This window comes from Kosakonia sp., assembly GCF_032052965.1.
Taxonomy (GTDB): domain Bacteria; phylum Pseudomonadota; class Gammaproteobacteria; order Enterobacterales; family Enterobacteriaceae; genus Kosakonia.
The window spans coordinates 111,358-127,986 of record NZ_DAMBVN010000004.1; the positions used below are offsets into that span (position 1 = coordinate 111,358).

At 54.4% G+C, this 16,629-nt stretch carries 17 protein-coding genes; 7 read left to right on the top strand and 10 right to left on the bottom strand.

The window, feature by feature from the left end; genetic code table 11:
- Position 1: 1 nt before the first annotated feature.
- Both RTX30_RS07300 and RTX30_RS07305 read right to left on the bottom strand, forming a co-directional pair.
- Positions 2 to 1,999 (bottom strand): TonB-dependent receptor domain-containing protein, encoded by a 1,998-nt coding sequence (locus tag RTX30_RS07300; protein ID WP_312688459.1) that lies wholly within the window; start codon positions 1,997 to 1,999, stop codon positions 2 to 4.
- Between the two features lie 10 nt (positions 2,000 to 2,009).
- Positions 2,010 to 3,068 carry a YncE family protein gene (locus RTX30_RS07305; protein ID WP_409429807.1) on the bottom strand — a complete coding sequence of 353 codons (1,059 nt, stop codon included), beginning with the start codon at positions 3,066 to 3,068 and terminating at the stop codon, positions 2,010 to 2,012.
- Between the two features lie 242 nt (positions 3,069 to 3,310).
- On the opposite strand from RTX30_RS07305, the gene RTX30_RS07310 reads away from it, so the two are divergent.
- Positions 3,311 to 3,973, top strand: coding sequence for a DUF2625 domain-containing protein (locus tag RTX30_RS07310; protein WP_312688460.1), 663 nt, complete (start codon positions 3,311 to 3,313; stop codon positions 3,971 to 3,973).
- Between the two features lie 228 nt (positions 3,974 to 4,201).
- Positions 4,202 to 5,131: an alpha/beta hydrolase gene (locus RTX30_RS07315; RefSeq protein ID WP_312688462.1), complete on the top strand. Its 930-nt coding sequence runs from the start codon at positions 4,202 to 4,204 to the stop codon at positions 5,129 to 5,131.
- 12 nt (positions 5,132 to 5,143) lie between these two features.
- Here the strand turns inward: RTX30_RS07315 and RTX30_RS07320 are convergent, their stop codons facing one another.
- The 4 genes from RTX30_RS07320 to RTX30_RS07335 form a co-directional block, all read right to left on the bottom strand.
- The gene (locus RTX30_RS07320) at positions 5,144 to 5,722 is read right to left on the bottom strand and encodes a hypothetical protein (protein WP_312688464.1); all 579 of its coding nucleotides are present in this window, start codon (positions 5,720 to 5,722) and stop codon (positions 5,144 to 5,146) included.
- 66 nt (positions 5,723 to 5,788) lie between these two features.
- Entirely contained in the window at positions 5,789 to 6,469 is a 681-nt protein-coding gene (locus RTX30_RS07325; protein WP_312688465.1) for a DUF1963 domain-containing protein, read from the bottom strand.
- 111 nt (positions 6,470 to 6,580) lie between these two features.
- Entirely contained in the window at positions 6,581 to 7,138 is a 558-nt protein-coding gene (locus RTX30_RS07330; protein WP_312688466.1) for a hypothetical protein, read from the bottom strand.
- 54 nt (positions 7,139 to 7,192) lie between these two features.
- Positions 7,193 to 7,570 (bottom strand): helix-turn-helix domain-containing protein, encoded by a 378-nt coding sequence (locus RTX30_RS07335; RefSeq protein WP_312688467.1) that lies wholly within the window; start codon positions 7,568 to 7,570, stop codon positions 7,193 to 7,195.
- A 111-nt stretch (positions 7,571 to 7,681) separates the two neighbouring features.
- Between RTX30_RS07335 and RTX30_RS07340 the strand changes: the two genes are divergently transcribed.
- Entirely contained in the window at positions 7,682 to 8,731 is a 1,050-nt protein-coding gene (locus tag RTX30_RS07340; protein ID WP_312688469.1) for an NAD(P)-dependent alcohol dehydrogenase, read from the top strand.
- Positions 8,732 to 8,953: 222 nt separating this feature from the next.
- Here RTX30_RS07340 and RTX30_RS07345 read toward each other — a convergent pair whose 3' ends face one another.
- Positions 8,954 to 9,577: a glutathione S-transferase gene (locus RTX30_RS07345; RefSeq protein WP_312688746.1), complete on the bottom strand. Its 624-nt coding sequence runs from the start codon at positions 9,575 to 9,577 to the stop codon at positions 8,954 to 8,956.
- A gap of 324 nt (positions 9,578 to 9,901) precedes the next feature.
- Between RTX30_RS07345 and RTX30_RS07350 the strand changes: the two genes are divergently transcribed.
- Entirely contained in the window at positions 9,902 to 10,285 is a 384-nt protein-coding gene (locus RTX30_RS07350; protein ID WP_312688471.1) for a biofilm formation regulator BssR, read from the top strand.
- A 116-nt stretch (positions 10,286 to 10,401) separates the two neighbouring features.
- A complete protein-coding gene (locus RTX30_RS07355; RefSeq protein ID WP_312688473.1) occupies positions 10,402 to 11,505 on the top strand; it encodes a PQQ-dependent sugar dehydrogenase in 1,104 nt (367 codons plus the stop codon).
- 71 nt (positions 11,506 to 11,576) lie between these two features.
- On the opposite strand, the gene RTX30_RS07360 is transcribed toward RTX30_RS07355, so the two are convergent.
- The gene (locus RTX30_RS07360; RefSeq protein WP_312688475.1) at positions 11,577 to 12,206 is read right to left on the bottom strand and encodes a glutathione S-transferase family protein; all 630 of its coding nucleotides are present in this window, start codon (positions 12,204 to 12,206) and stop codon (positions 11,577 to 11,579) included.
- A 233-nt stretch (positions 12,207 to 12,439) separates the two neighbouring features.
- Between RTX30_RS07360 and dacC the strand changes: the two genes are divergently transcribed.
- Positions 12,440 to 13,642: a serine-type D-Ala-D-Ala carboxypeptidase gene (dacC, locus tag RTX30_RS07365; RefSeq protein ID WP_312688477.1), complete on the top strand. Its 1,203-nt coding sequence runs from the start codon at positions 12,440 to 12,442 to the stop codon at positions 13,640 to 13,642.
- Between the two features lie 31 nt (positions 13,643 to 13,673).
- Here dacC and deoR read toward each other — a convergent pair whose 3' ends face one another.
- Positions 13,674 to 14,432, bottom strand: a complete 759-nt coding sequence (gene deoR / locus RTX30_RS07370) for a DNA-binding transcriptional repressor DeoR (protein ID WP_312688479.1) — start codon at positions 14,430 to 14,432, stop codon at positions 13,674 to 13,676.
- 65 nt (positions 14,433 to 14,497) lie between these two features.
- Positions 14,498 to 15,106: an undecaprenyl-diphosphate phosphatase gene (ybjG, locus tag RTX30_RS07375; RefSeq protein ID WP_312688481.1), complete on the bottom strand. Its 609-nt coding sequence runs from the start codon at positions 15,104 to 15,106 to the stop codon at positions 14,498 to 14,500.
- Between the two features lie 275 nt (positions 15,107 to 15,381).
- Here ybjG and RTX30_RS07380 point away from each other — a divergent pair, with 275 nt between their 5' ends.
- Entirely contained in the window at positions 15,382 to 16,614 is a 1,233-nt protein-coding gene (locus RTX30_RS07380; protein WP_312688483.1) for an MFS transporter, read from the top strand.
- Positions 16,615 to 16,629 lie beyond the last annotated feature (15 nt).

Here is a 16,629-nt window from a genome sequence, read left to right on the forward strand (position 1 = left end):
CTTAAAACTCGTAGCGTGCACCGAGGTTATAACGGCGTCCTTCGAGCATCGCCAGTTCTCTGTTCGAGGTGGTGTATATCGGGTTGACGTCAAACAAGTTATACACGCCCGCCATCAGGGTGATCTGTTTATTCAGATGGTAACGCGCCCCCAGATCGACCAGCGCATAGGCATCCGTTGAACTGGATTTACCGAGGTCTGGCGATTTGCTACGCCAGCTCGACCTTGCCCACAGATCCAGATCGTTTGTCGCACTCCAGGTCAGTGAAAGGTTAGCCATACTGCTCGGAAAATCATTCAGCGCATAGCCTTTATACTCACCGCTTTTTTGTTCGCTGTGCGTGTAGGTATAGTTCGCATTGGCCTTCAGGGAAGGCGTTACCTGCCAGTCACCGTTTAGCTCCAGTCCGTAAATCTCGGCATCACTGACGTTGAAATACTGGAAGACGCTTTCCGCCACATACCCGTTGTACTGGCACTGTTGGGTATCCGTCGCTTCGCAAATGGTGTAATCGCTGATTTTATTTTTAAACCGGGTATGGAAAATTGTCGCATCCAGCGCCAGCGTCTCTTTTTGCCAGTACACACCCAATTCGGTGTTGATACTCTGCTCCGGCTTCAGATCGTCGTTACCAATACCAATTTCGGAATAGGGATAGGAACCATAAACACTGGTGAAACCCGCGTTATTCTCACGCAGATCCGGTTTTTTATACCCGGCAGAAACCCCGCCTTTCAGCGCCCAGTGCTCATCCAGTGTCCAGTTTCCGTAGAGTTTTGGCGTTACGTGGTAGCCAAAATAGCTGTCATGATCCAAACGGGCAGAGGTGGTCAGTGTGAAGTCCGGCACCATCATCCAGGCGTCTTCGGCAAATAGCGCCCACCCATCGCGGGTGATTTTACTTACGGGCGTAACACCCGGAGCCATTTTATCTTCGATGCTGAAAGTGTCATTGAGCTCATTGCGCGTGAAGTTAACGCCCAGCGTTAGCTTGTGATCGCCCAGGGAGAAGGTATTCGCGCTGTTGGCTTCGAAGTTACGCTGTTCAATGAATTGTGAATCCATGCCCGGTACCCGATATTCCGTACGGGCTTTTTCATAGCTGATGAAGTTTTTTGCTTCCAGCAGATCATCGCCATACCAGGCATGTTGTGACAGTGACACGGCCTCGCGGTCGAAGCCCCAGTACCACTCTTTCTGGTTATGGCTTTTTTCCTGATGTCCACGCGTGGCATTGAGATCCCAAAGTTGGGTGTCGGTTGGCGACATCGAGATCGTGGCATCGAGATTGCCGGACTGGTGCTTTACAAAACGCTGTTTAGTTGCGCTATCGTCATCGCGGCGATCGAGATAATCTGCGCCGACGCTGATCCCAAGCTTACCGGGGATCACCGGCCCCATCACGAAAGCGTTGGTCTGATTCGTGTTGCCGTATTCGCTTTTCTCCTGCAGGAAGTAATTATCCTCCAGTACCCCGGTCCATTTATCCAGGTTCCAGGCTTTTTTGGTGATGACGTTGACCACCCCTCCAATGGAGTCGGAGCCATAGAGCGAGGACATAGGCCCACGGATCACCTCGATCCGTTCAATGGCCGCAAGTGGCGGCATAAACGCGGCTTCGGTGCCTATGCTGTGGCCATACGGGCGTGATTCTCGCGTCGCCTGTTTGATGCCGTTCACCATGTAGGCGGTGTACGTGGAGTCCATCCCGCGCATCTGAATATCGCCCGTGGCCAGCGTGCCGTGGCCATTGCCGACCAGTACACCCGGCATTTCTCGTAACGCTTCGGTGATGTTCTGGTTGGAACGCGTATTGAGCCCTTTCTCGTCGACGACGGAGATCGTTGCCGGCGCGTCGCGACGTTCCTGGCTGAAACCGGTCGCCGTGACGACCAGCTCATCTTCTTTTGCGGTGTCGCTATCTGCAGCATTCACAACGGTCGTGAGAGGCGTGAGGGCAAGCGCAATCGCCACGGACAAACGTGTCTTAGTTTTCACAAAAAATCCCTTAGAATTTGCTTAAATCGATTTTGAGAACGTAGTCCGCTTTCGTCTCTTTCTCGTCCTGTTTCACGCTGGCATAGAGCGTACTGGTGTCGGCAGAAAGGGCGAGACTGTTTGGCATCGCGGTCGTTTTAATGGTGTGTTTCAGACGGTAGCTGCTGGCGTCAATGATGCTGATTTGTCGGGCGTTACGGTGCGTGACATACACTTCATCGCGCGCGGCGTTATAGAGCACGGCAATCGAGTTGGGCGTCGGAATACGCTGAACAAGTTCGCCAGAATCGAGTTTGACGACCAGCACATCCGGGGTGTTGGTGTCGGCAATGTAGCCAACTCCCGCTGCGGTATTAAGAGCAATGTTCAGGAAGTAGTGTTTCGGCTCTGCCGGATCGACTTTCACGCGCGACAGGAGCTGCAATGTTGCGCCGTCCAGAGTAATGAGCTCGCCTTTACCGTTCACCACATAAACGTTGTTGCCGGCTTCATCCACAGCAAAGCCGACGGGTTCCAGTTTCTCCAGTGTTTTCTCCAGCGCCTGCTTTTGCGTATCCACGACCCACAGTAACCCTTTGTCTTTGGCGCCAATGCCGGAGACATACAAACGCTGATGCAGCTTATCGAGCACCACTTCACGCACGTGGGCTTTCTTATTCGGGTCGCTGTCGTCACTCAGTTGCAGTGTTTTGATGACGTTATTCGTACGGGTATCCAGCAGAGTGAGGGAGCCTTCCAGGGAGTTACCCAAATACAGGAGATGGTTTGCTTCATCCAGGGCGACGGCAAAAGTGCGTCGTTGCGTCGTGATGCGCTGATCAATTTTCAGGGAATCGGCTGCCAGGCGGAATACCAGACCGTCTGTTTTGTCCTTTGCAAAAGAAGGCGCGGAGGCAGCAAAAAGGGTTTTTTGCCCGTGGTCATAAGCCAGCTCGTACACCCCGTGGCCAAGAGGCTGAGACGGGAAATCCCTCTCGGTAAATTCCTGGGCGTATAAAGCCGCGGAAAAGAGCGCAAAGGAAAGTGCGAACACGCGAAGGGCAGTTTTGTGTGGATTCATGGTAGGCATGTAATCTTTCTTTACAGTTATTCACAAAAAGATAATGCTAATGAAAACAAATATCATTTTCAATTGCGTCGAATGAAAAGTGACCTACCATTTTTAGTACTAAACAGAAAGATGCCCCGTTGCGGGTTGAGATTGCCGGGTCGTACTGGCACTGTTATCCCGCGAGAACGGGCGAAGACGCGTGGCTGGCAAAAAAACGCACCATGATCAACAGCCAGACAAGCGAGACGAAAGGAACAAGGGTGAAGCCATTAACTGACTTAATCGATATGCAGGATCCGGGCTGGGCGGTCGTTGAAACGTGGTTAAGTGAGGCCACTAACCCTTATGAGATCCTGCCAAAAGATCCGCAGCTTGCCGAACGGGCGCTCTGTCAGTTGCAAGTGACCACCCGTTCATCCATGGGGGCGGTCGTGTATGAAACGGGCGGGTTGCTGATTGATGGGGGCTGGCTGCGTATCCTGGGCTCGGGCCACTCAAGACTGCCGCGCGACCCGGCTGCGTGGACGCAATCGGTAGCCGGTATGCAAGCTTTTGGCGGACTGCTGATTGCCGACGATGCCAGCGGTGGCTTTTTTGCCATTAACGGTGGGGGACTGGGTGAAGAAGTCGGTAATGTTTACTACTTTGCACCCGACAGCCTGGCCTGGGAAAGCCTGGAAGTCGGTTATTCGGCATTTGTGCAGTGGACGTTGTGCGGCGATCTGGCTTTGTTCTACCAAACCGTGCGCTGGCCCGGCTGGCAGGATGATGTTGCGGCGCTGGCGGGCGACAAAGTATTTTCTTTTTACCCTTTTCTGTGGACTGAGCCGCAAATGACAGCCGGGCAACGCTCGAGAACCGCCGTGCCTGTTGATGAACACTGGGCACTCTGCCAGGAATTACAACAGCAACTGGCGCAATAATCGCATGAACCGTTACAAAAACCGGGGGAGTAGGGGCTGGGCCTCTGGCGATGTATCCCTTCTTCAAGCCCAATAACCCCTTGAACACATAGGCAGAAAGTCCATTTATCCTGTTGCAATTAATAATGATTCGCATTACGTTATTGCGCGTCATTTCACTTCCCGGACAGGACTGATGCTGATAACCCCAAAAAAATATTTCCCTTTGCAGCGAGAGGTACGTTTTTGATGCAAGTAAAAAAGACGACGTCTCGATTCAACGGTTTGCGCCTGCTGGCGCTGTCGGGGTTGTTGCTGAGTTCCACAACCGCTTATGCCAGACCGGATATGACGCCGCTGGGGCCAAACATTGCCGATCGTGGGTCCGCGTTTTATCACTTTTCTGTTCGCACGTTTGATTCCGCAGATGGGCAACGGCATTACAAGGTATGGACCGGCGTACCCGGCAACACACCACCCGCAGCGGGGTACCCGGTGGTGTATATGCTTGACGGTAATGCGGTGATGGATAAGTTATCGGATAACGTCCTGCAAAAACTGTCGCAGGGTAATGCACCCGTGCTGGTAGCGGTCGGGTATCAGACACCGCTGCCGTTTGATCTCAATGCCAGGGCCTGGGACTACACCCCGGCGGCGGGCGGGAAAGCGCAGAATTTGCGCGGCAGAACCGGCGGCGGTAGCGTTGTGTTCCGCCAGTTGCTGGAGCAGACCATTGCCCCGGCCGTGGAAAAAGATCTCCCTGTCGATTCACAAAAACGCGCGCTATGGGGGCACTCTTACGGCGGCTTATTTGTGTTGGATAGCTACCTTTCCTCGGCATTTTTTACGGCATATTATTCTGCCGTTCCGTCATTAGGGCGCAATAACTTTGCATTACTCCATGCAGTCGAGCACGTTACCCGGCAAAACACCCGCACGAAATCTCTGTGGTTTATGGAAGGCGATGGCGAGCAGAGAAGCCGGGAAGAGGATAAGGTGCCAGACGTACTGAAAGCCGTGCGTGAAACAGCTTCCGCGCTGCGTGCTGGTGGCGCGCCAGTCACTTACTGGCTTTTTCCCGGTCTGACGCACGGCGCCATGTTTGCCCGTTCATTTGAGGCCGCGTTATTAGACGTGGCGGGCAATGGCCAGGACGAAAAACCTGCCCGCATTCGCTGAACCGCGCGTCTTTCAACGTGGTGTTTGCGGGAGCGGATGACGATATTTCACGCCACTCCAGTATCTGTGTCCCTTATTGTCTGCTCTTTTCCAGCCACGCTTTTCCAGTTCACGGGCAAGCAGCCTGTTCATAAAACCATGACCCATGCTGAAAACAGAGCCGTGTACTTCAGCGTGCTTAATCAAATATTCAGCGGCTTCACCGGCTCTTATTCTGGCGGCGGATCGTGACTCTGAACCAGTGATAAAGCCGAGCATCCAGCAGAGGCGAAAAACAATCAGCCATGTTTGCGGGCGCAGCCTGAGAAAGGGAACGTTCACGACAGCAAGAGGGACTTCATGCAGTTTATGAATGATCTCATCTGGTGTGTATCCTGTCGCCAGCAGTGAGGCGTGTGCGCGTCGCAGTGGACTACAAACACAATAATCGCTCTGTCCGGCCATCGATATTATTTCCGCCGTCGGCGCGCCCACAATATCTGAGGCATCGTAACCGGCTATCCAGGCTTGCATCGCACTGGCTTTGATTCTTTTCGCACTGTGCAGAACGGTAATTTCTGGCTGCCCATGGCGTATTAATGTGATATTCAATTCGCTTATTTCCCTTGCCTGGTGGGTCGAATGGGCACTATATCACAAGGGGGCCGCGAGCCATTTTTAATAGAACTGGCATGACCAACGCCATTCACCCTGCGGCGAGCGGAAGAAATAACCGATGCCGTTATCTGCCCACATCCAGTTCACTTTTTCCTCCGAGCCTACCTGGAAGACAAAATCATCGAGGCCTACCCCATGCTGAATTTCATAGGGGTAGCCGCCCACTTTAGTCTGCGGGTAGCGGTTAAATTCCCTGAAAAATATTTCTGTGGCGGCGGGATCGGCATTCACGGCGGATAAGTCTACAACGTCCCATGCGTCTTCCCATCCGGGTGCATCCTGGTGCAATGTCCAGCGCAACGGAAAAGGTTTATACGGGTGGGCAACATCGGGTAAGGGGCTCAAATTGTCGGTGCTTTTATATTCGCGAATAAGCCAGCCGTCGCCATGTTTATTATCGAAAGGGTGTTCGCGTAAATTATGAAACAGCACCAACAGGGCAATATCGCTTAGTGCTTCCGGTATCCAGGGTAATTCTGCCACCCGTATCTGCAACAACGGAAACATGGGTTCTCCCTGCCAGAGCGGAAGCCCTTCTGCGGCTAAGCCAACACCGCGGCAGAACCATGATGTAAGGGGATCTTCCGGTGGGCGAAAGCCTCCTACGGTAGCCACGCAAGCGGGGCGTAAATTTTCGCGTAACTGCTCCAGTGCGATTTCCGCGGTGATTTTGGTACTCATCAGATATTACCTGTGCCGTTAAGGTGATCCTTGGCAATTTACCCTCATATCACCGCAGAGGAAATGGCTGGAATAGAGTAGGGGGCGGACAATAAAGAGTCGCGAATGTATTTACCGTTTACCACCAATAATGACATATCCCATCCTGGCTTCTTCGCAGTGCGGATCGCCGCAGCCGCAGAGATCAATGGCCTTATGCACGGCATATTTATATCCGGCAAGGAAAGGTGCCATAGCGACATCACTTTCGTCGTAATTCCAGTAAAAGGCGATACACCAGAAAGAACGCATCGGTTGATGCTGCGCCAGCAAGTGCAATTTGGCGTAATCTTTTTGCAGCACGCGGCGCAGAGTACTTAGCCGTTTCACACATTTCAGTTCGACGTAAATATCCTGGATCGCTTTGGTTGTCTCTCTTTTTAAGACCAAATCGACAGACATGACTCTTCTGATTGCGCTGCCGGGCAGGGTCAGAGAAAACTGTTTTTCACGCTGGCACTGAAACAGCGGATGGTGCTGAAAGTAATACTGCAATTCAATCTGCAACCATTTTTCCCAGTCGTTGATCTCGCCATTGATCATTTGCATCTTTTCAATGACGACATCGTCCGCTAAAAAAACATCCAGTGAGTCTTCAATCTCTATAAAATCCCGATTATCGCCGCGCATGATTATTCCCTGATTCGATCTGTTTGCCTGTTATCGACGCTGGCGGACCTTTCTTTAACCGTCGCGGTAATGCGCTTCCATTTCATCCAGCGCGATCTGGTTTTCCAGTCCCCACTGGTACATTTGCTCAATGGGTTCGGCAAACGTTCTGCCAAGCGGCGTGAGCCGATAGTCGACTTTCGGCGGGATCACGTCATATACATGGCGGGCGATCAGCCCGCGTTGTTCCAGCTCTTTCAGTGTCTGGAACAGCATCTTCTTCGAAATGCCTTGCAGGCTGCGCTGCAACTCCCCTGTGCGGGCGCGTTCATCCGGCCAGTGATAGAGCGCGTGGAGTACCATGGTGCTCCATTTCACCGAGAAGAGATCCATCAGGCGACGCGGTGGTGAATCCGCGTAGAAAAAGAGTTTACCGTCAACCCAGGCGGGCATTGTTCTGTCCTCTGTTTATGGTCACCAAATGGTGACTACTATCAAAATAGAATCATGTTGACTATAGTCTGCCGCCTTCAGTTAGCCACAGCCAGTTCATTTGGAGGCACGATGAAAATCAACGCATTAATCGCACACGACGCGGCACGCCCTTTAACATCCGGTCAGATAGCACTGCGTCCTTTGCAAAAAAAGGATGTCGACATTGAAATCCTCTACTGCGGCGTGTGCCACTCCGATTTGCACATGGTACGTAATGAGTGGGCGGTCAGCCGCTATCCACTGGTGCCAGGGCATGAAATCGTCGGCCGTGTGGTGGCAGCGGGAGAAGAAGTAACCCATTTTAACGTGGGCGATATCGTCGGGGTGGGCGTAATGGTCGATGCCTGCCGCGAGTGCCATTTCTGCAGGCAGCATGAAGAGCAATACTGTGAAGCGGGCTTCACCGCCACCTATAACGGCATTGATAAATACACCGGCGACAGCACCTGGGGCGGCTACGCGCAGCGCGTGAGGGTCGATCAGCATTTTGTGGTGGCGATCCCGTCTAACCTGCCGCTGGCAGGTGTCGCACCGCTGCTGTGTGCGGGGGTGACGGTCTGGTCGCCGCTGCGCCATTTCAATGTCACGGCGGGCGACAGGGTTGGCGTGGTCGGTCTGGGAGGACTCGGCCATATGGCGGTAAAACTGGCCACTGCAATGGGGGCGAAGGTCACGCTATTTACCACCTCGCCGGAAAAGGGCGCCGATGCCCGTCGCCTGGGGGCAACGCAGGTTGTCGTCTCGCGTGATGCTGCGCAAATGGCGGCCTGCCAGACTTCGCTGGATTTGATTATTGACTGCGTCGCTGCCCCGCACGATTTGGATCCTTACCTGGCCACGCTGAAAACCAACGGCCGTCTGGTATTGGTGGGGATCCCTGACCAGCCGCATGCCGCGCCAGATATCACACCAATGGTGTTTCGCCGTTTGAGTATCAGCGGTTCGTCAATTGGCAGCATTCAGGAAACACAGGAGATGCTGGATTTCTGCGGCGAGCACGCTATCACCGCAGACATTGAGATGATCAGCGGAGAGGAGATTGAAACCGCCTTTGCCCGCATGCTGAAGGGCGATGTGAAGTACCGTTTTGTGATCGACATGCAGGCAACCCGCTGGTGAAAAAAAAGGCTGTCGTGCGTTGCGGCAGCCCTCACGCTTTACGAAGCAGGCGGATGCACTCCTGCGGCGTCCAGCCAGCTTTGCCTGACGGCAAGATGACCCACACCCCACCGCGCCATTGCAAATCACCATGGCTGGCGCGTGTGCATTTTCCTTTGCGCAGTATGCGCGGATTGGGTCAGGCCGACATATCATCGCGAATCACCCGGGCAGTCGTCTGCATTACACCATGCCGTTATTGCCGTGGCGCAAAAAAGCCGGGCGCTGGTTAAGGCGCGCGAACCATGCCTCAATGGCCGGTACCGGCGGGTGTTCAAACGGGGTCATCTTCCAGCGATTCACGGACAAACCCAGCACCACATCCGCCAGGGTAAACGTCTCGCCTGCGGCGAAGGCCCCGGTTCGTTGCAGTTGTTGTTCAAGAATACCGATACAGTGATTCCACTCTTTGATGCCAGCAGCGATGGCATGCTGATCGTTATATGCCGGGTTATTGCGCCCCAGCGCCGGAAATACATAGCGCCAGGCATTGTTAAACTCGGTTGCCTGCCAGTCCATCCAGTGTTCAACATTCGCGCAGGCCCGTGGCTCGGTGGGAAGCAGGTCGTTACGCCCGGCTTTACGTACCAGATAGCGGCAAATGGAGTTGGATTCCCACAGGGTAAAATCGTCGTCAATCAGTACCGGCACCATGGCATTCGGGTTTAGCGCGCGAAACGCCTCGGTTTCTGTTGAGGCAAACCCGCTACCATAATCTTCCTGCAGATAATCCAGTCCTGCTTCTTCACAGGTCCAAAGAACTTTGCGCACATTTATTGATGTTGTCTTACCAAGAATTTTCAGCATCGTGTTGATGTCCATTCCGCCTGATTGATCGTTTAAAAACAATACACCAGCAGAATGCTTTCCCGCTACGGGCCGTCTGTGCCGTTTTGCTTATTACGCGAATGCTGAAAGGAAAGACGGGTGCTGGCTGGCGGGATTCATTGGTGAGAGCTATGGTTTAGAAGTACCCTGGAGAGTTCTCTCTACGGCGGCCGGCGGGCATGGCTGGTGCGTAGGGTGTAAAGGATTATCGGTCCTGTTTATTTATTGACCTTCCTCATGCTTTTGTACAAAAAATGACCATATTATGATTTGCCACTTAGGCGAACAAGGGAGGAAACCTGTATGACCCTTGACGACATCACTCGTCGTTTATTGACGAAGTTGGTTGCGTGCAGAACCGATCTTGCCGGCTATAGCCAGTTACTGAAAGTAAAGGGATATATGTCGGTCAGTGAAACCGAACGTCTGCGCGAACGTTTTTTTGCACTTGCGCAGGAGATCCGCGATAAGGGAGAACGGCTCAGCGAGATGCCGGACCGCGATACGCGCGGCGCCCTTTATCGCGCAGAGGAGGCGCTCTCCTCTGCGGCAGTTTGCTTGATGAGTGGACGGCAGGATTGCCCGACTTACATCACGGTAAATGCCGACAAGCTCGAACGCTCCTTGAACGTACTGAATTATTGCATTCAGTATTTGAACGAGCATGCACCGCTAGAAGAAATCTGAGTTTGAAGAGGGGGAGGCGACTCCCCCTTTGTTATTCAAGTTTTTGTAAACCCCGATTCGCCCAACGCGCCACAGGCTAACCTTTATCCAGTTCATGGAATATAAAGGAGCGCCGTATGCGCCATTTCCTCCTGCTGGGTCTTTTTATCAGCGCCTCTGTGTTTGCCGCCCCGTCGGCAGTGAACGTCAATGTGCTGCAAACCAAACTCGACCATCCCTGGGCACTGGCTTTTTTGCCGGATAACCAGGGCATGTTAATCACGCTGCGCGGCGGGCAGTTGCGTCACTGGCAACAGGGCAAAGGGCTTTCCGATCCCATTACCGGTGTGCCAACGGTGTGGGCGCACGGGCAGGGCGGTTTGCTGGATGTGGCGCTGGCACCGGACTTTGCCCAGTCACGACGGGTCTGGCTCAGTTATGCCGAAGCCGGTGAGGATGATAAAGCGGGAACGGCAGTTGGCTATGGGCGCCTTAGCGAGGATATGCAGCATCTTGAACATTTCCGTACTGTGTTCCGCCAGCAGCCAAAGCTCTCGACGGGCAACCATTTTGGCGGCCGGATGGTGTTTGACGGTAAAGGCTATTTGTGGATTGCGCTGGGTGAGAACAACCAACGCGCGACAGCGCAGGATACAGATAAATTACAGGGCAAAGTGGTGCGGTTAACCGATCAGGGCAAGGTACCGGAGGATAATCCGTTTGTTGGCAAAGCGGGCGCGCGTCCGGAGATTTGGTCTTACGGCATTCGAAACCCGCAAGGTATGGCGCTGAACCCCTGGAGCCATACCGTATGGCTGAATGAGCACGGGCCCCGCGGCGGCGATGAAATTAACATTCCGCAGAAAGGCAAGAACTACGGCTGGCCGATTGCTACCTGGGGCATTAATTACAGCGGCCTGAAAATCCCTGAAGCGAAAGGCGGCATTGTCCCCGGCACTGAGCAACCTCTTTTCTACTGGAAGGTGTCGCCCGCGATCAGCGGCATGGCATTTTATGACAGTGAGACCTTCCCACAGTGGAAAGAGAAGCTGTTCATCGGCGCGCTGAAAGAAAAAGAGGTCATTGTCATGAGCGTGAAGGGCGACAGCGTCAGCGAAGATGGCCGTATTCTCGGCGAGCGCAACCACCGTATCCGCGATGTCCGCACCGGCCCGGATGGCTACTTATATGTGCTAACCGATGAATCAGATGGCGAATTATGGAAAGTCAGTCCGAATTAATAGCCCGGGTAAGCAAAGCCGCTGCCCGGCAGTGTGGCCTGAACGCGGCGTTGCTTTGCCTGACCTGTGTCTCACGTTACCGGGATCATCACCGTATTGCGAAACCCTGGCCGCTCGCACAATTGTGCATACCAGCGGGCTAAGTGGGGGCGCGGCGTCCAGCTCAGACCCGGAATGTTATGCAGGTTATAGATGAACGGCCCAACGGCAATATCGCCACAGCCGAAGGCGTCGCCGGAGAGCCATGGCTGGTTCGCCAGCACGCTGTCCAGTAACGTGAACTGCGCGTCCAGCGCCTGCTTCGCGGCCTCAATGGCGGTGTTGTTGCGCTGCCCCGGCGGTGTGCGAACCAGGCCCATCAGCACCGGGCCGTGTTGCGGAGCCAGCGTACTTAGCGCCCAGTCCATCCACTTTTCGCCCACGGCGCGTGAGGCTGGCGCATCCACCCACAGGCGGCCCTGGCCGTACTGCGCCGCCAGGTAACGTAAAATGGTATTGGATTCCCAGAGTACAGCCTGGGTTTCATCGTCGCGTAGCAGCGGCACCAGACCGTTGGGATTCATTGCCAGATAGTCGGCATCGTGGTTCAGCCCAAATTGCCCGCCCGCCAGAATATGCTCATATGGCAACTCAAGCTCTTCCAGCATCCAGCGTACTTTTTTGACGTTGGTCGAATTATTCCTGCCCCATAGCGTTATCATGCTCACCCCTTTGCCAGTGAATGTTTCAGCGTGCTCTATGGTGAGCGAAAGTTAACGTTCTGGCAACGACTTAGAAAAATCGTGCCGTAACGGGGCACGGCGCACGGTTATTGCGTAAACTTTAAAAACTTTACCCAGCGATGGTTTTTTTCGGTTCGTTTGTGCGCTATTACTCACCGTTTCTTACGGCACGGTATTGTGACGTTTTTTGAATGGATACTCGGGTGGCCTATATGAAGCATTTCTCTTTATCCCTTCGCAGCCTGGCTGCAGGCTCTGCGCTGTTGGTTCTTTTCACGCCTTCTCTATACGCAGCTGAACAAACGCCTGGTGCGCCGCCAGTTGATGCCAGAGCGTGGATCCTGATGGATTACGCCAGCGGTAAAGTGCTGGCAGAAGGCAACGCCGATGAGAAGCTCGATCCTGCCAGTCTGACCAAACTGATGACCAGTTACGTTGTGGGACAGGCGCTAAAAGCCGGAAAAATTCACCTCACCGATACGGTTACCGTCGGCAAAGATGCCTGGGCGACCGGTAATCCGGTGTTGCGCGGCTCGTCGTTAATGTTTCTTAAACCTGGCGATCAGGTGTCGGTGGCGGATTTGAACAAAGGGGTGATTATCCAGTCGGGTAACGACGCCAGTATCGCCATTGCGGATTTTGTAGCTGGCAGTCAGGACTCGTTTGTCAGCCTGATGAACAGCTACGCGCAAAAGCTTGGCCTGACCAATACTACCTTTAAAACGGTCCACGGGCTGGATGCGCCGGGGCAGTTCAGCACCGCGCGGGATATGGCGTTGCTGGGCAAGGCACTGATCCATGACGTGCCGGATGAGTACGCCATTCACAAAGAGAAAGAGTTCACCTTTAATAAAATTCGCCAGCCTAACCGCAACCGCCTGCTGTGGAACACCAGCATGAATGTGGACGGGATGAAAACCGGCACCACCGACGGTGCCGGATATAACCTGGTTGCGTCGGCCACCCAGGGGGATATGCGGCTGATTTCGGTCGTATTGGGCGCGAAAACCGACCGTATTCGTTTTAACGAATCGGAAAAATTGCTGACGTGGGGCTTCCGCTTCTTTGAAACCGTTTCACCGATCAAACCGGATGCGGCCTTCGTCAATCAGCGTGTCTGGTTTGGCGATGCCAGCGAAGCGAAGCTTGGCGCGGGTGAATCCGGTGCCATTACCCTCCCAAAAGGGCAACTGAAAGATTTGAAAGCCACGTACACGTTAACTCAGCCGCAGCTGGAAGCCCCGCTGGCGAAAGGTCAGGTCGTGGGCACTATCGATTTTCAGCTTAACGGCAAAACCATTGAGCAGCGGCCGCTGGTGGTGATGGAAGCGGTAGGCGAGGCGGGCTTTATCGGCCGGATGTGGGATTTTGTATTACTGAAGTTCCACCAGTGGTTCGGCGGCTGGTTCTCCTGACCTTAACAGGCCGTGCCCGCCAGGGGCACGGTCAGTAAACCAGCTTAATGTGGTGCGTTTTGGCGGCGTTAACCAGGCTTTCATCCGGCCGACAGTCGCTGACCAGCACGTCGAACTGGCTCATTGGCCCCATGCTGGCCGGGCGCACTTTACCAAATTTACTGTGATCCACGACCAGCACATGGTACTGCGCGCTGGACATCGCCCAGTGCTTTACCGGCAATTCCTCCAGATTAAAGCAGGTCGCGCCTTGCTCTGCATGCACACCTGCCGCCGAATAGAAGGCGATATCCGGGCGAAGATTACTCAGCGTCTCTTTAAAATTCAGCGGCTTGAAGATAGCGTTGCTGGCATGAAACACGCCGCCGCACAGAATAGCGCGACACAGGGGTTTTTCCTGTAACGCCAGAAAGGTATTCAACGAGTAGCATACGCCGGTAAATGGCAGATCCTCAGGGATGGCTTCGATGATCCACGGGGTGGTGGTGCCGCAGTCGAAAAACGCCATCTGATGCGGTTGCAGCAGAGCTGCGGCCAGACCCGCCGCCCGACGTTTCTCTTCCACCAGCCGGGTTTTTTGATCGCTTAACAGATAGTGGCTGGCGCTGCGCGGCTCCAGCACAATGTAGCCGCCTAACAGCACTACCGGGGCGCTGTTGGCGTTCAGATCGCGGCGAATGGTCATTTCAGAAACGCCCAGCAGCGCCGCCGCTTCTTTAAGATGCAGCTTGTCACTGCGCTTCAGCGCCGCCAGTAGCTGGCCTATCCGTTCGTCACGTCTTGTTTCCATAAAACCTCTGTATAAAAGAAAGCCCTGCATTGAGCAGGGCGTTCATCTTACCTTTGCCGTGGGGCTTAGTCACGCACCCAGCCACGGCGGATCAGGGTAGCAAAACAGAGGCGATAGCACTGCTGCACGCTGCGATAAAGGGCCGGGCCAAAACCTTGCCACAGGATCTGCGCCGTCAGGCAGCCGCCCATGCCGACCAGAAGGGCACCGAGCATATCCAGCGGCCAGTGGACGCCCAGATATACGCGGGACCAGGCGATCAGCAGGCCAATACCCATCAGTACCGCACCGGACCATACCCGGTGCCAGGCAAGAAAGGCGACGGCGAAAGTAAAGATAACTGTGCCATGATCGCTCGGGAAGGAGCTATCCGGCGCGTGATGCAGGAAGTTATAACCCACCTGATCGGCAAACGGGCGATCGTGCGGGAAGAAATGACCCAGTAACAGTGAGCAGCAGAGGCTGACAAACATCGCCATTGTCACTTTGATGATCAACTGGCGTTGAGCGGTGACCTGACTGCGCGGCCCCCATAGCCAGAGGCCCACCGCCAGCAGCGGCACGATGCTGATAAGATCGCTGGCCGCGAAGTCGGCAAACGCAATTAGCCAGTGAGGGGAGTCGGGTGTGGCGTTAATCCAGTAGAACAGGGCGTGATTCAGGCTCTCTAGCATACTCGTGTTACTCTTTGATTAAACAATCCAAATTGATGCGAAAGCGCCCACCTTAAAAGCGGCGCGGTGAACGGTAAAGGGGTTTTGTCTTACTCGGCTGAGAGTTAGACGATTCCTGGTTAAACCGTGAATAGCAACACGTTACTCCCCCGCACTTAAGCAAACCTTAAACGAACAAAAATGTGCTTTATTTACTCTGTGACCGCGAATTCCCTATCGCCGCCGGGTGGCTTTGATTACACTCGGCGCGATTTCTCACAGGATGAAGAGACTGCATGCAAAACCACTCCCTCTCAGGCCAACGCCTGGGCAGACGGGCGCTGTTATTTCCCCTCTGCCTGGTGCTTTACGAATTCTCGACCTATATCGCGAACGATATGATCCAACCCGGTATGTTAGCGGTGGTCGCGCAGTACAACGCCGGGATCGAATGGGTGCCGACTTCCATGACCGCCTACCTGGCGGGCGGCATGTTTTTACAATGGCTGCTTGGCCCGCTGTCGGATCGCATCGGGCGCCGCCCGGTGATGCTGACCGGCGTGGTGTGGTTTATCGTCACCTGTCTGGCGACTTTACTGGCGCAGGATATTGAACAATTTACTTTGCTGCGTTTTTTACAGGGCATCAGCCTCTGTTTTATTGGCGCGGTGGGGTATGCGGCAATCCAGGAGTCCTTTGAAGAGGCGGTGTGCATTAAGATCACCGCACTGATGGCCAATGTGGCGTTAATCGCGCCTCTGCTTGGCCCCCTGGTGGGGGCGGCATGGGTGCATGCTGCGCCCTGGGAGGGGATGTTTGTTCTGTTTGCGCTACTGGCGGCGTTTGCCTTTTTTGGTCTGCAAAAGGCCATGCCGGAAACCGCAACCCGGCTGGGTGAGCCGCTCTCCTTCAAAGCGCTGTGGCGGGATTATGCCGAGGTGATGAAAAACCTGCGCTTTGTTGCCGGAGCGCTGGCAACCGGGTTTGTCAGCCTGCCGCTACTGGCGTGGATCGCCCAGTCGCCGATTATCATCATCAGCGGCGAACAGTTGAGCAGCTATCAGTATGGGTTGTTGCAGGTACCGATTTTTGGTGCGTTGATTGCCGGTAATCTGGTGCTGGCACGCCTGACGTCACGTCGTACCGTGCGGGCGTTGATCATCCTGGGTGGCTGGCCGATTGTCGCCGGGCTGGTGCTGGCAGCGGTGGCGACCATGGTGTCATCGCATGCTTACTTGTGGATGACCGCCGGGTTGAGTCTCTACGCCTTCGGTATTGGGCTGGCGAACGCCGGGCTGGTGCGCCTGACACTGTTTGCCAGCGAGATGAGTAAAGGTACGGTATCGGCGGCGATGGGGATGCTACAGATGTTTATTTTCACCGTTGGGATCGAAGTCAGCAAACATGCCTGGCTGGCGGGTGGCAATGGTTTGTTCAGCATTTTCAACCTTGTGAATGGCCTGCTATGGCTCGGGCTGATGGTGGTGTTCCTGCGCGACAAACGGGTAGGAAATTCCCTCGAGGGGTAAAGCGGCATTCGCCTT